This is a genomic window from Geodermatophilus africanus, assembly GCF_900107105.1.
Taxonomy (GTDB): domain Bacteria; phylum Actinomycetota; class Actinomycetes; order Mycobacteriales; family Geodermatophilaceae; genus Geodermatophilus; species Geodermatophilus africanus.
In genome coordinates, this window is sequence record NZ_FNOT01000025.1 from 1 (window position 1) to 14,399 (window position 14,399).

Here is a 14,399-nt window from a genome sequence, read left to right on the forward strand (position 1 = left end):
GAGCTCGGTCACGGTGTCCTCCTCGCTGGCGCTCGTCGTCCGAGCGCCGACAGCCGTGCCGTGTTCCCTGCGTGCCCTCGCGAGCTCGGTCACGGGTCTTCCTCCTCGTTGCGAGACACGACGCCCGAGAGTCCGGCCCAGGCGAGATCGGTCAGGTGCGCGGTGAGCTCCGCGCGGGGCATCGGGCGGTCCGCCTGCAACCACCAATCGGCAGCCGAGCGGATCAGCCCGACCAGGCCGTGGCCCCACGGGGGCGCGGCGGCGGGGTCGCGGCCGGCCTGCTCGAGGGTCACGGCGACCAGCGCGGCCGCCTGGTCGCCGACGAGGTGGGAGAGGTTGGCGATCGGGTCTGCGTCCCCAGGGCCCTGGCCGGCCGGGCGGTCGGGTGCCTGGACGACGAACCGGTACAGCTCCGGGTCGCCCTCGAGGAACGCCAGGTAGGTCTCGACGGCGTTGGCGACCATCTGCCGCGGCTCGGAGGTGCTGTCGATCGACTCGCGCAGCCGGGCGGTGAGGGAGGCGGCCACCCGGGCGCAGACCGCGACGTGCAGCTCGGTGCGGTCGGCGAAGTGCCGGTAGACGACGGTCTTGCTGGTGCCGGCCGCCGTGGCGATCTCCTCCATGCCGACGCCAGCGCCGTGCCGGCCGACCGCGGCGATGGTGGCGTCGACCAGCTGCTCGCGGCGGGCGCGGCGGTGCTCGTCCCACCGCGAGTCGCGGCGGTCGCGTCTCGACCTCTCGCCTCTCACGATACCGACGGTACCTGATACCGTGGGTTCCGCACCCTCGTCGGGACGGCGTCACGCCGTGCCTGCCCCCATCCAGTGATCCGGGAGGTCACCCCGATGGCTCCGCTGACCCGGAAGGCCGCGATCGTCGGCGGCAACCGCATCCCCTTCGCCCGCTCGAACTCCGCGTACGCCCAGGCGTCCAACCAGGACATGCTCACCGCGACGCTGGACGGGCTGGTCGCCCGCTTCGGGCTGCAGGGCGAGCGGGTGGGCGAGGTCGTCGCCGGCGCCGTCCTCAAGCACTCGCGCGACTTCAACCTGACCCGCGAGGCGGTCCTCGGCTCGCGGCTGTCGGCCGCCACCCCGGCCTACGACGTGCAGCAGGCCTGCGGCACCGGGCTCGAGGCCGTGGTCCTGGTCGCCAACAAGATCGCTCTCGGGCAGCTCAAATCCGGCATCGCCGGCGGCGTCGACACCACCTCCGACGCCCCGCTGGCCATCCACGACGAGATGCGCCGCGTGCTGATCGCGCTCGGCAGCGCCAGGACCCTCCGGCAGCGGCTCGAGGCCCTCGCCGGCGTGCGTCCGGGGATGTTCGTACCCGAGACGCCGCGCAACGCCGAACCGCGCACCGGCCTGTCGATGGGTGACCACCAGGCGATCACCACCAAGCAATGGGGGATCAGCCGGGAGGAGCAGGACGAGCTGGCCGTCCGCTCGCACCAGAACCTCGCCGCCGCCTACGACCGCGGCTTCTTCGACGACCTGGTCACCCCCTACCTGGGCCTGACCCGTGACGAGAACCTGCGGCCGGACACCTCGGTGGAGAAGCTGGCGAAGCTGGCCCCGGTCTTCGGCAAGGACGACCCCGACGCCACCATGACCGCGGCCAACTCCACGCCGCTGTCCGACGGCGCCTCCGCCGTCCTGCTGGCCTCCGACGAGTGGGCCGCGTCGCGGGGGCTCCCCGTGCTGGCCCACTTCGTCGACGCGCAGACCGCCGCCGTCGACTACACCCACGGCGGCGAGGGCCTGCTGATGGCCCCGGCGTACGCCGTCCCGGTGCTGCTGGCCCGCAACGGCCTGACGCTGCAGGACGTCGATTACTACGAGATCCACGAGGCGTTCGCCTCGACGGTGCTCGCCACGCTGAAAGCCTGGGAGGACCCGGCGTTCTGCAAGGAGCGGCTGGGCCTGGACGCCCCGCTGGGCGCCATCGACCGGTCGAAGCTCAACGTCAACGGCTCGTCGCTGGCGGCCGGGCACCCGTTCGCCGCGACCGGCGGCCGGATCGTCGCCTCGCTGGCCAAGCAGCTGCACGAGGCCGGCCCGGGCACGCGCGGCCTCATCTCCATCTGCGCGGCCGGCGGCCAGGGCGTCGTCGCGATCCTCGAGTCCTGAAGGAGCACCCGTGGGTGATTGGTACCGCGACTTCGCCAACTCCGGCCTCGGCTCGACCCTGGTCAGGCAGCTCGGTCTGCCCCGCCCGGCCGTGCTGCGCCGGTACGAGCCCGGCGCGCCACTGCTACCCGGCCCGGCCGTGGTCGGCACCGCCGGCGAGGGCCGGCTGCACGGCGTCCTGACCCGGGTCCTGCAGGACGCCGGTGTCCCCGTGCTCCCCGCCGTGGACGGCGACGGCGAGCGGCTGGCCGCCGTGCTGCTCGACGCGACCGGCGGAACCTCGCCGGCCGACCTCGCCGCGGCGCACGCGTTCCTCGCCCCGGCGCTCCGGCGGCTCGGCCCGTCGGGGCGGGTGCTGGTCCTGGGCGACCCGCCGTCCGCCGCCGGCTCCCCGACCCAGGCCGCCGCCCGGCAGGCGCTGGAGGGGCTGGTCCGCTCGGTCGCCAAGGAGCTGCGCGACGGCGCGACGGCGAACCTGCTCCTCGTCCCCGCCGGCGCCGAGGCCGCCGTGCCCGGACCGGTCCGCTTCTTCCTCTCCGGCCGCTCGGCCTACGTCGACGGCCAGGTGGTTCCCCTGACCGCCGCCGACGTCCCGGCGGGGGAGCACGAGCAGCGCCCGCTGGCCGGGGAGGTCGCCGTCGTCACGGGCGCCGCGCGCGGCATCGGCGCGGCCATCGCGCGGGCTCTGTCCCGCGACGGTGCGCACGTGGTCGCCGTCGACGTCCCCGCCGCCGGCGACAAGCTCGCCGAGGTGGCCAACGAGATCGGCGGGACGGCGTTCCAGCTCGACATCACCGCGCCCGACGCCGGGCAGCGGCTCGTCGCGCACCTGCGGGAGCGGCACGGCGGGGTGGACGTCGTCGTCCACAACGCCGGCATCACCCGCGACAAGCTGCTGGTCAACATGGACGCCGCCCGCTGGAGCTCGGTGATGGCGGTCAACCTGCAGGCGCAGCTCGACACCACCCAGGCGCTGCTCGACGCCGACGGCCTGCTGGGGTCCGGCGCCCGGGTGATCTGCGTGAGCTCGCAGTCGGGCATCGCCGGCAACCGCGGCCAGACGAACTACGCGGCGTCCAAGGCCGGCGTCATCGGCATGGTGCGGGCGTGGGCGCCGGCGTTCGCCGAGCGCGGCGCGACGATCAACGCGGTCGCGCCGGGGTTCATCGTCACCGAGATGACGGCGTCGATGCCCCTCGGCACCCGCGAGATCGGCTCCCGGGTCAACTCGCTGCAGCAGGGCGGCCTCCCGGTCGACGTCGCCGAGACGATCGCCTGGCTCTCGCAGCCCAGCGCCGCCGGGGTGAACGGCCAGGTCGTTCGGGTGTGCGGCCAGTCGTTCCTGGGGGCGTGATGGCCCGCACCGAGCTGGGGTCCGCGCCGTCGATGCCGGTGCTGTTCGCGCGGGCCGCGGTCACCGCCCGCGGCCGCGGCGGCGACCTGCCCGACACCCGGCTGGCGCGCACCGGCGTCCGCGTGGCCGCCGTCGACCTAGCCGCCTACGACCGGGTCTGCGGCTTCCCGCTGGCCGATCCGCTGCCGGCCCCGTACCCGCACGTGCTGACCTTCCCGCTGCAGGTGGCGCTGATGAGCGACCGCGCGTTCCCGCTGGCGCTGCCGGGCCTGGTGCACGTCCGCAACCGGATCGAGGTGCTGCGACCGGTGGGGGCCGACGAGGCGCTGGACCTGGAGGTCTGGGCCGAGCGGTTCGCCCGGCACCGCAGCGGGGCGACGGTCGACCTGTGCGCGTCGGTGGCGGCCGGCGGCGCGGAGGTGTGGCGGTCGCGGTCGACGTACCTGGCCCGCGGGGCGACGGCGCCCGAGGGCGCGCCGGAGTCCGACCTGGCGGTGTCCGTCGGCGACCTGGAGCGTCCCGTCGCCACCTGGCGGGTTCCCGACGACGCCGGCCGCCGCTACGCCCGGGTCTCCGGAGACGTGAACCCGATCCACCTCTCCGGACTGACGGCGAAGGCGTTCGGCTTCAAGCGGGCCATCGCGCACGGCATGTGGGTGAAGGCCCGGGCGCTCGCGGCACTGTCGGGCCGGCTGCCCGACGCGACGGCGGTCGACGTGGTGTTCAGGAGGCCGCTGTTCCTGCCCTCGACGGTCACGCTCGCGACCGCCCCGGTGGACGGCGGCTGGGACCTCGCCGTCCGCAACGCGGCCAGCGGCGTCGAGCACCTGGTGGGGACCGTCCGCCCGCTGCCGTGACCATCGGCGGGGAGCTGCCCGACACGCCGTCCGGGGCAGCTCCCCGCCGATGATCGACTGGAGGTCCGGTCGCGGTCCCGGTGAGCTGGGTCCGTGGAGCACACGGACCCGACCGAGCACCCGCGACCGCTGCTGCGCCGTCCCTGGACCTCGCTGGACGGTGAGTGGGAGTTCGCCGCCGACCCCGACCTCGCCGGCTCCGTCGGCAGCGTCGCCTTCGACCGCACCATCCGGGTGCCCTACGCCCCGGAGACCCCGGCCAGCGGCGTGCACTGGACCGGCCGGCTGAACCGGGCCTGGTACCGCCGCCGGCTGCCCGGCCGCGCCGGCGACCGCCGCACCGTCCTCCACTTCGGTGCCGTCGACCGCGTCTGCGACGTGTGGGTCGGCGGCACGCACGTCGCCTCCCACGAGGGCGGCTACACGCCGTTCAGCGTCGACGTCACCGATGCGCTGGGGGACGACGGCGCCGAGCTTGTGGTCCGCGCCGACGACGACCCGCTGGACCTCGAGGCGCCGCGCGGCAAGCAGGACTGGCGCGACGAGCCGCACGCCATCTGGTACCCGCGCACGACCGGCATCTGGCGCACCGTCTGGCTGGAGCACGTGGCGGCGCGGCGGATCGCCGACGTCCAGTGGCGCGCGGACCCGCGCCGGATGCGCGTCGACGTCCGCGTGCAGCTCGCCGTCCCCGTCTCCGGAGCCCGGCTGCACCTGCGGCTGCGTGCCGGCGACCGGCTGCTGGTGGACGACGCGGTGCGGGTGGACGGCGCCGTCGTCGAGCGCACCGTGCAGGTGGGGGACGGCGGCATCGACGACCGCAGCCGGCTGCTCTGGTGGCCCGGCCCCGACCCGGTGCTGCTGGACGCCGAGCTGGCCCTGGTCACCGACGACGGCGAGATGCTCGACGAGGTCGAGAGCTACACGGCGCTGCGCTCGGTCGAGGTCGGCGACGGGCGGCTGCTGGTCAACACCCGGCCCGCGCCGCTGCGGCTGGTCCTCGACCAGGGCTACTGGCCCGACACCGGCGCCACCCCACCCGACGTCGCGGCGCTGCGGCGCGACCTCGAGCTGACCCGGGCGCTGGGCTTCACCGGGGCCCGCAAGCACCAGAAGACCGAGGACCCGCGCTACCTCGCCCTCGCCGACCGGAGGGGCCTCCTGGTGTGGGCGGAGATGCCCTCGGCGTACCGCCCGGGGCCGACGGCGAGCGCCCGGCTGCTGCGGGAGTGGGCCGACGTGGTGGTCGCCCACCGCGGGTACCCGAGCGTGGTGGCCTGGGTGCCGCTCAACGAGTCGTGGGGCGTGCAGGAGGCGGAGGTCGACGAGCGGCAGCGCGGGCTGATCCGGGCCATGGCCGCGACGGCGGACGCGCTCGACGGCACCCGCCCGGTCTCGGCCAACGACGGCTGGGAGACCCTCGGCGGCGACATCCTGGGCGTGCACGACTACGAGCAGGACCCCGCGGTGCTCGGCGAGCGCTACGCCACGGCCGCCGACCTCGAGCGGCTGGCCACCGGACGCCGTCTTGACGGGTACCTCGCCGACCTCGACCGGGCCGGCGTCGCCGGCCGGGCCGTCGTCCTCTCGGAGTTCGGCGGGGTGGCGCTGCGCTCCCCGGACGACGAGGGCTGGGGCTACGCCGACGCGACCTCGCCGGAGGACCTGCTGGCCCGCTACCGCGCCCAGTGGGCCGCCGTGCACGGCAGCACCGCCCTCGCCGGCGCCTGCTGGACCCAGTTGACCGACACGTACCAGGAGGTCAACGGCCTGCTGGACATGGGCCGGGTGCCCAAGGTCGACATCGAGGAGCTCCGCCGCGCCACCCTCGGGGAGGCGTGAGGCGGCGGTCACCGTCGGCGTCCGACCGGCCCCCCTCGTGTCGATCATGGGGTTGTTGCGCGTCGACACCCCGGGAGGCGGCGTGTCCCGCGGCAACGACCCCATGATCATCGAGGGGGAGGGGGGAGGGTCGGGCGCGCGGTCACGGGGGAGCGTGCGATCCCGTTCCGTCTCGGTCACGGCGAGGCAACGATCGCCGTCCCGACCTGCGAGCCGGGACGGTCCGGGCCAGGGTCGGGCACAGACCGCGACAGTCGAGCCGCCGGAGGTCCCCGTGCGCAGCAACCGACTCCTGCCCGTGCTCGCCGCCGGTGCCCTGGTGCTCAGCGCCTGCGGCGGAGGCGGGGAGAGCGTCGACACCGGAGCCGGGGGAGGCGGAGACGGCGGTGGCGGAGGCGGCGACACGCTGGTCGCGGCGGTGGCCGCCCAGCCCGACCAGTTCGACCCGCACGTGACGACGGCCTACCCGAGCTTCCAGGTGCTGGAGAACGTCTACGACACCCTCGTGGTCCCCAACGCCGAGGACCTCACGATGGAACCGAGCCTCGCCGAGAGCTGGGAGCCCAGCGAGGACCAGCTGACCTGGACGTTCACGCTCCGCGAGGGGGTGACCTTCCACGACGGCAGCGAGTTCGACTCCGCCGACGTCGTCTACTCGTACAACCGGATCATCGACGAGGACCTGACCAACGCCGATCGGTTCGCCAACGTCGCCGCGGTCGAGGCGCCCGACCCGCAGACCGTGGTGATCCGGCTCAGCCAGCCGACGCCCAACCTGCTGGAGCGGATCGGCGCGTTCAAGGGCATGGCGATCCTGCCGGAGAACGCCGCGGAGGACATCGACCTCACCACCGAGGCCAACGGCACCGGCCCGTTCCAGCTGGAGAGCTCCGACGCCAGCAGCACCGTGCTGACCGCCTACGCGGACCACTGGGGCGGGGCGCCGAGCGTCGGCGGGGTCGAGTTCCGCTACATCACCGAGCCGGCCGCGGCGTTGACCGCGCTGCAGAACGGCGAGGTGCAGTGGACCGACAACGTCCCGCCGCAGCAGATCGAGTCGCTCGGGGGCGACGACACCGTCGAGCTCCAGACGACGCCCAGCGTGGACTACTGGTACCTGTCCATGAACTACGGGCGGCCGCCGTTCGACAACCGCGACGTGCGGCGGGCGATCTCCTTCGCCATCGACCGCGAGGCGGTCGCCGAGGCGGCGTGGTTCGGCGCGGCCCAGCCCAACCAGACGGCCATCCCGGAAGCAAGTTCCTTCTACCTCGACTACGCACCGTTCCAGCCCGACCCCGACCAGGCCCGCCAGCTGCTCGAGCAGGCCGGGGTCCAGACCCCGCTGACCATGGGCCTGATGGTCACCGACCAGTTCCCGGAGACGGTGACCGCCGCCCAGGTGATCGCCAGCCAGCTCGAGCCGGTCGGGATCGACGTGCAGATCGAGACGCTCGACTTCGCCACCTGGCTGGATCGGCAGGGAGCGGGCGACTACGACGCGTTCTACCTCGGCTGGCTGGGCAACCTCGACCCGGCGGCCTTCTACCAGGACCAGCACGTCACCGACGGGACGAACAACTACCAGGGCTACAGCAACCCGCAGGTCGACCAGCTGCTCCAGGCCGGAGCGGTCGAGCCCGACGAGGCCGCCCGCAAGCAGCTCTACGACCAGGCCGCGCAGCTCATCGTCGACGACGTCTCCTACCTGTACCTCTACAACCCGCCCGTGGTGCAGGCGTGGGTGCCGGGGCTGTCGGGCTACCAGATCCGGGCCGACAAGGCGGTCAACTTCGAGGCGGTGGAGCTGCCCTGAGCGGGTACCTCCTCCGTCGGGTCGGCCAGTCGCTCGTCGTCCTGGTGGGGGTGAGCGTCATCGTGTTCGGCCTGGTCCAGCTGGTGCCGGGTGACCCGATCCGGCTGGCCCTGGGCACCCGCTTCGACCAGGAGACGTACGACGCGCTCCTCGCGCGATCCGGCCTGGACCAGCCGCTGGTCACCCAGTACTTCAGCTGGGCCGGCCGGGCCCTCACCGGGGACCTCGGGGTCAGCTTCCGCAGCGGGGAGACGGTCACCTCGCTGATCGCCGAGCGGCTCCCGGCCACGCTCACCCTGGCGTTCGCCTCGATCCTGGTCGCGCTGCTCATCGCCGTCCCGCTGGGCACCCTGTCGGCGCTGCGGCCCCGGTCCGTCGTCGACCGGGTGGCCACGGTGCTCAGCCAGATCGGAATCTCGGTGCCGGAGTTCTGGATGGCGATCGTGCTCATCCTGGTCTTCGCCGGGACGCTGGGCTGGCTGCCCTCGGGCGGGTACGTGCCGCTGACCGAGGACCCGGCCGGCTGGGCGCAGCGGCTGCTGATGCCGGCGGTGGTCACCGGCGTGGTGTCGGGCTCGGTGATCACCCGGTTCGTGCGGTCCAGCGTCCTCGAGGCGCTCGGTGCCGACCACGTCCGGACGGCGCAGGCCAAGGGGCTCCCCGGCCGGCAGGTCTTCACGTGGCACGTGTTGCGCAACGCGCTGCTCCCCCTGGTCACCGTCACCGGCGTGCAGCTGGCCTACCTGCTGTCCGGAGTGGTGGTGGTCGAGATCGTCTTCGCCTGGCCGGGGCTCGGCCAGCTCGCCCTGCAGGCGGTCCAGTCCCGCGACTACCCGGTGCTGCAGGGGGCGATCCTGCTGTTCGCCGTCGTCTTCCTGCTGATCAACCTGGTGGTCGACCTGCTCTACACCGCCATCGACCCGCGGATCCGGCGATGACATCCAGCCGAGGCCTGCTGCGATGACCGGCGCACCCCTGCCCGAGCCCGCAGCCTCACCCACCGCCACCGAGGACGGCGTCCCCTCGACGGCGCGGCCCCCGCAGCCGCGCTGGCGGCAGACCCTGGGCCTGCTCGCCCGCAACCCCACGGCGGCGGTCGCGGCGACGGTCCTGCTGCTCATCGTCCTCATGGCCGTCTTCGACGAGAGCCTGGCGCCGAGCGGCCCGAACGAGATCGCGGTCGAGGACCGCCTGCAGCCGCCCAGCCTGGCGCACCCGTTCGGCACCGACGACCTCGGCCGGGACATCCTCAGCCGGGTCGTCCTCGGCGCCGGCGTCTCGCTGCGGGTGGGATTTCTCGCGGTCGCGTTCGCGCTCGTCGTAGGCGGCCTGATCGGGCTGCTGGCCGGCTTCTACGGCCGGTGGGTGGACGACGTCCTGATGCGGTTCATGGACGTCCTGTTCGCCTTCCCCGCGGTGCTGCTGGCCATCGCGGTGCTCGCCGTCCGGGGGCCCGGGGCCGGCAACACCGCGTTGGCCATCGGGATCGTCTACATCCCGGTCTTCGCCCGCGTGACCCGCGCCAGCGTCCTCGGCGTCCGGGAGGAGGTGTACGTGCGGGCGTCGCGGTCGGTGGGCGCCTCGGACCTGCGGCTGCTCTCCCGGCACGTGCTGCCCAACGCGGCGCCGCCGATCATCGTGCAGACCTCGATCAGCCTGGCCTTCGCCGTCCTGGCCGAGGCGGCGCTCTCCTTCCTGGGGCTGGGCACCCAGCCGCCCAACCCGTCGTGGGGGCTGATGCTCGCCGAGGGGCGCGGCTTCATCGACCTGGCCTGGTGGCTGGCCTTCTTCCCGGGGATGGCGATCTTCCTGACCGTGCTCTGCTTCAACCTGCTCGGCGACGGGCTGCGGGACGTCCTCGACCCGCGCCAGCGCACGCTGATGGCGGGGAGCGGTCGGTGAGCGCGACGCTGCTGGAGGTGGCGGACCTGCGGGTGCGGCTGCGCACGCCACGCGGTCCGGCCGAGGTCGTCAACGGGCTCAGCTACACCGTCGGGCGCGGTGAGACGGTCGCCGTCGTCGGGGAGTCCGGCAGCGGCAAGAGCGTCTCGGTCCTCGCCCTGCTCGGGCTGCTGCCCGCCCGCCTGGCCACGGTGACCGGCTCCGCGCGGCTGGACGGCGAGGACCTGCTCACCATGTCCCCCGAGCGGCTGCGCCAGGTACGCGGACCCGGCGTCGGGATGGTCTTCCAGGACCCGATGACCTCCCTGAACCCGGTGCTGACGATCGGCCGGCAGCTGGTCGAGGGGATCCGGGCCCACGGCGAGGTGTCCAAGGCCGCGGCGCGGGAGCGAGCGGCCGGACTGCTCGCCGAGGTGGGCCTGCCCGACCCGCGGCGCGCGCTGGACCGCTACCCGCACGAGCTGTCGGGCGGCATGCGCCAGCGGGTGGTCATCGCGATCGCGCTCGCCAACAACCCCTCGTTGCTCATCGCCGACGAGGCGACCACGGCCCTCGACGTCACCGTGCAGGCGCAGATCCTCGACCTGGTCGCGGGGCTGCAGAGCGAGCACGGCACCGGGGTCATCTGGATCACCCACGACCTGGGCGTCGTGGCCGGGATCGCCGACCGGGTGCTGGTCATGTACGGCGGCCGCTGCGTGGAGGACGGCACGGTGGACGACGTCCTGGAGCGTCCGGCACACCCCTACACGCGCGGCCTGCTCGGGGCGCTGCCCGACCTGGCCTCGTCCGACGACGGCGAGCTCGCCACCGTGCCCGGGGTGCCGCCGGCGCCCACCGACCTGCCGCCGGGCTGCGTGTTCTGGCCGCGCTGTCCGGTGCGGTCGGACCCGCGCTGCGCGACCGAGCAGCCGCCGTTGGCGGTGGTGGGCGCGTCGGACGGCGCCCTGCCGCACCGGGCGGCGACGTGGTGCGAGGAGGGCAGCCCGCGATGACCGACCTGCCGCAGGGGCCGACCGCCCACGCCGCGGGCGCCCCCGCCCCCGAGGTCCCCACCTCCGACGTGCTGGTGTCCGCGCGCGGGCTGGAGGTGCACTTCCCGATCCGCTCCGGCGGCGCGCTGCGGCGGACGACGGGCGTGCTGCGCGCCGTCGACGGCGTGGACCTCGACATCCACCGCGGGGAGACGCTGGGGCTGGTCGGCGAGTCCGGCTGCGGGAAGTCGACGCTGGGCAACGCCCTGCTCCGGCTGGTGGAGCCCACCGGCGGGACGGTGACCTTCGACGGCACCGACGTCACCGCCCTCGACCGCCGGGCGATGCGGGCGCTGCGCCGGCGCGCCGGGATGGTCTTCCAGGACCCGTTCGCCTCGCTCGACCCCCGCCGCACCGTGCGGCAGACGGTGTCCGAGCCGCTGGAGGTGCACGGCCTGCGGTCGGGACGGCAGGAGCGCGCCGAGCGGGTCGCCGAGCTGCTGGAGTTGGTGGGCCTGGACCCGGCGGTGGCCGAGCGGTACCCGCACGAGTTCTCCGGCGGGCAGCGGCAGCGGGTCGGCATCGCCCGCGCGCTGGCCGGCGAGCCGGACTTCCTGGTCTGCGACGAGGCGATCGCCTCGCTCGACGTCAGCGTCCAGGCACAGGTGCTCAACCTGCTGCGCCGGCTGCAGCGCCGGCTCGGTCTCACGCTGCTGTTCATCTCGCACGACCTGTCCGCCGTCCGGCACGTGTCGGACCGGATCGCGGTGATGTACCTGGGCCGGGTCGTCGAGGTCGGGCCCGCGGCGGCGGTCGGCTCGGCCCCGGAGATGCCCTACACGCAGGCGTTGCTGTCCGCGGTCCCCGTGCCGCACCCGTCGCTGGAGCGGGCCCGGCAGCGGATCGTGCTGCGCGGCGACGTCCCCTCGCCGGCCGCCGTCCCCAGCGGCTGCCGGTTCCGCACCCGCTGCCCGTACGCCTTCGAGCCGTGTCCCGACGTCGACCCGGCGCTGCAGCCGGTCGGCGCGCCGGGTCAGCTCGCCGCCTGCCACCTGCACGGCGTCGTCGGCCGGCCCGCCGGACGGGAGGACGCCGCCGCCGGGTGAGCCGCTGCGGTCGCGTCGGCGACCGGGACTGCGCGGTCGCGGGTTCCTCCCGGAGCGCCGTCCCTGGTAGGACAGCCGGGTGCGGACGGCGGAACTGCGCAGGCGCTTCGCCTCCAGCGCGGTGGCCCGGCTGGCGACGGTGCGACCGGACGGCGCACCGCACGTGGTCCCGGTCGTGTTCGCGGTCGTCGACGGCACGGTCTACTCGGCGGTAGACGCAAAGCCCAAGCGGACGACCCGGCTGCAGCGGCTGGCCAACGTCCGGGTCGAGCCGCGGTGCGCGCTGCTCGTCGACCACTACGAGGACGACTGGTCGCTCCTGTGGTGGGTCCGGGCGGACGGCACGGCCGCGGTGGTGGACGAGCCGCCGGCGACGCACCCTGGTCTGGTGGCGCTCGCCGAGCGGCACCCGCAGTACCGCGAGCAGCCACCGGCGGGCCCGCTGCTCGTGGTCACCGTCCAGCGGTGGAGTGGTTGGTCGAGCACGGCCTGAGGAGAGGACCCGGCATGGAGATCGGCATCGGCATCCCGAACAGCGTCCGGGGCACCACGGGTGCCCAGTTGCTGGAGTGGGCGAGACGGGCGGACGCGGCCGGTTTCTCCACCCTGGCCTCGATCGGTGCGGTCTCCTACCCGTCGTACGAGGAGCTGACCGTGTTCGCCGCCGCCGGTGCGGTGACCGAGCGCATCCGGTTCCTGCCGAACGTGCTGATCGCGCCGGCGCGCAGCACCGCCGAACTGGCCAAGCAGGCCGCCACCGTGCAGGAGCTGACCGGTGGCCGGCTCACGCTGGGCCTCGGCGTCGGGTGGCGGGAGGCCGACTACACGCTGACCGGACGCGACTTCGCCGGTCGCGGCCGGCTGTTCGACCGGCAGTTGGCCGACATGCGGCGGGCGTGGGCGGGGGAGCCGCTCGTCGAGGGGACCCGCTCGCCGACGCCCGAGACCGGTTCCCCCGGGGTCCCCGTCCTCGTCGGCGGGCACACCGACGCGGCGATCCGGCGGACGGTGGAGCACGGCATCGGGTGGACGGCGGGTGGCCTCCCGCCGGAGGCGACCGCGCCGCTCGTCGAGCGGGTCCGCGCCGCCTGGACCGAAGCCGGTCGCGAGGGCTCTCCGCACATCGCCGCGCTCAACTACTTCTCCCTCGGCGACACGGAGGAGCAGTCCCGCGCCTACCTGCTCGACTACTACGAGCCGATGGGCAGGGAGACGGCGGAGTACATCGCCGGCAGCGCGCACCGGTCCCCGCAGGCGATCAAGGAGGTCATCGCCGCCTTCGCCGAGGCGGGCGTGGACGAGCTGATCCTCGACCCGACGGTCTCCGACCCGGCGCAGGTGGAGCTGCTCGCCGAGGTCGCGTTCTAGGGCCGCGGCCCCCGACCGAGCTGCTCACCGGCCGGGCCGGTGTGCCAGGCTGGCCCGATGGCGGCGGTTGAGCAGAAGAGCGGCCAGCGGACGGCAGCGCACGGGTACTACAAGGGCCACAGCGTGCACGCCGCGCCCGGTGTCCACGAGTACGCCGTGGAGCTGGTGCGCGCGGCGCTACCCGACGGCGGACGGGTCCTGGAGGTCGGTGCCGGCTGCGGCGCCCTGGCGCTGCGGCTGCGCGACGCCGGCCTCGACGTCGTCCCCACCGACCTGGACCCCCCGCACGAGTGGATCCACCGGCTGGACCTGGACGCCCCGGAGTGGAGCGACGAGACCCGCGGCCCCTTCGACATGGTCGTCTGCGTCGAGACGCTCGAGCACGTGGAGAACCCGCGGCAGGTGCTGCGCTCGATCCGCTCGCTGCTGCGGCCCGGCGACCGGCTGCTGGTCAGCACGCCGAACGTGACGCACCCGCACTCACGGCTGAAGATGCTGCTCCGCGGCGCCCCGTACATCTTCGGCCCGCGCCACTACCACTCGCCCGGGCACATCACGATCCTCCCGGACTGGATGCTCACCGAGCACGTGCGGCTGGCCGGTTTCGACTCGATCGAGGTCCGCACCGGCGGGGACACCTTCTACCGCGGCGTGGTCCGGCTGGCCTACCGCGCCGAGATCGCGCTGCTCGCGCTCCTCGGCATCCGACAGCGGCGCGACTCGGGTGAGGGCATCTGCACGTTCGTCACCGCCGTCGCGGTGTGACACGCCGGCGGCGCGCGTCGCCGTCCCGGGGTGACCGACCCCGCCGGAGGCGCCGCCACGCTCGCCGGACGCCGATTCGGTCGACATGTGGGTGCGTGCTGCGGCGGGTCACCGTGGTCGCTGTGGCATTTGGCAACGATTCAGCGTCGCGGTTGCGGAGGCACGTCGCGCGCATCCGGGATAAACGGCCGCCGCCACCTATGGTTTCGTCACCGCCGTCCGCACCGTGGACGGCGCACGGGAACCGTCGCCCTTCCCCGGTGGCGGCCCGTTGTCGGGGGAG

The 14,399-nt window shown here is 74.3% G+C and carries 13 protein-coding genes; 12 read left to right on the forward strand and 1 reads right to left on the reverse strand.

The features are described 5' to 3' along the window. Positions 1-89: 89 nt before the first annotated feature. Positions 90-749, reverse strand: a complete 660-nt coding sequence (locus BLW63_RS24075; RefSeq protein WP_091161983.1) for a TetR family transcriptional regulator — start codon at positions 747-749, stop codon at positions 90-92. A gap of 96 nt (positions 750-845) precedes the next feature. Between BLW63_RS24075 and BLW63_RS24080 the strand changes: the two genes are divergently transcribed. The 12 genes from BLW63_RS24080 to BLW63_RS24135 all read left to right on the forward strand — a co-directional run bounded on the left by BLW63_RS24080 (position 846) and on the right by BLW63_RS24135 (position 14,116). Next, the gene (locus tag BLW63_RS24080) at positions 846-2,132 is read left to right on the forward strand and encodes an acetyl-CoA C-acetyltransferase (RefSeq protein ID WP_091162020.1); all 1,287 of its coding nucleotides are present in this window, start codon (positions 846-848) and stop codon (positions 2,130-2,132) included. 10 nt (positions 2,133-2,142) lie between these two features. Further along, the gene (locus BLW63_RS24085; RefSeq protein WP_091161985.1) at positions 2,143-3,486 is read left to right on the forward strand and encodes a 3-oxoacyl-ACP reductase; all 1,344 of its coding nucleotides are present in this window, start codon (positions 2,143-2,145) and stop codon (positions 3,484-3,486) included. After that, a complete protein-coding gene (locus BLW63_RS24090) occupies positions 3,486-4,343 on the forward strand; it encodes a MaoC family dehydratase (RefSeq protein ID WP_091162021.1) in 858 nt (285 codons plus the stop codon). The genes BLW63_RS24085 and BLW63_RS24090 overlap by 1 nt, the downstream gene beginning before the upstream one ends. Positions 4,344-4,436: 93 nt before the next feature. Beyond that, positions 4,437-6,185, forward strand: a complete 1,749-nt coding sequence (locus BLW63_RS24095) for a glycoside hydrolase family 2 protein (protein ID WP_091161988.1) — start codon at positions 4,437-4,439, stop codon at positions 6,183-6,185. A 274-nt stretch (positions 6,186-6,459) separates the two neighbouring features. Further along, positions 6,460-8,001, forward strand: coding sequence for an ABC transporter substrate-binding protein (locus BLW63_RS24100; protein WP_091161991.1), 1,542 nt, complete (start codon positions 6,460-6,462; stop codon positions 7,999-8,001). Next, complete coding sequence (locus BLW63_RS24105; RefSeq protein WP_091162022.1) at positions 7,998-8,939, forward strand: ABC transporter permease; 942 nt, start codon at positions 7,998-8,000, stop codon at positions 8,937-8,939. The genes BLW63_RS24100 and BLW63_RS24105 overlap by 4 nt, the downstream gene beginning before the upstream one ends. A gap of 22 nt (positions 8,940-8,961) precedes the next feature. After that, positions 8,962-9,903: an ABC transporter permease gene (locus BLW63_RS24110; RefSeq protein WP_091161993.1), complete on the forward strand. Its 942-nt coding sequence runs from the start codon at positions 8,962-8,964 to the stop codon at positions 9,901-9,903. Then, entirely contained in the window at positions 9,900-10,898 is a 999-nt protein-coding gene (locus tag BLW63_RS24115; protein ID WP_091161995.1) for an ABC transporter ATP-binding protein, read from the forward strand. Before BLW63_RS24110 ends, BLW63_RS24115 begins: the two co-directional genes overlap by 4 nt. Continuing rightward, positions 10,895-11,983 carry an ABC transporter ATP-binding protein gene (locus tag BLW63_RS24120; RefSeq protein WP_091161996.1) on the forward strand — a complete coding sequence of 363 codons (1,089 nt, stop codon included), beginning with the start codon at positions 10,895-10,897 and terminating at the stop codon, positions 11,981-11,983. Before BLW63_RS24115 ends, BLW63_RS24120 begins: the two co-directional genes overlap by 4 nt. Before the next feature lie 79 nt (positions 11,984-12,062). Then, positions 12,063-12,476: a TIGR03668 family PPOX class F420-dependent oxidoreductase gene (locus BLW63_RS24125; protein WP_091161997.1), complete on the forward strand. Its 414-nt coding sequence runs from the start codon at positions 12,063-12,065 to the stop codon at positions 12,474-12,476. A gap of 14 nt (positions 12,477-12,490) precedes the next feature. Beyond that, positions 12,491-13,351 (forward strand): LLM class flavin-dependent oxidoreductase, encoded by an 861-nt coding sequence (locus BLW63_RS24130; protein ID WP_091161998.1) that lies wholly within the window; start codon positions 12,491-12,493, stop codon positions 13,349-13,351. A gap of 57 nt (positions 13,352-13,408) precedes the next feature. Then, the gene (locus BLW63_RS24135; protein WP_170856951.1) at positions 13,409-14,116 is read left to right on the forward strand and encodes a class I SAM-dependent methyltransferase; all 708 of its coding nucleotides are present in this window, start codon (positions 13,409-13,411) and stop codon (positions 14,114-14,116) included. Positions 14,117-14,399 lie beyond the last annotated feature (283 nt).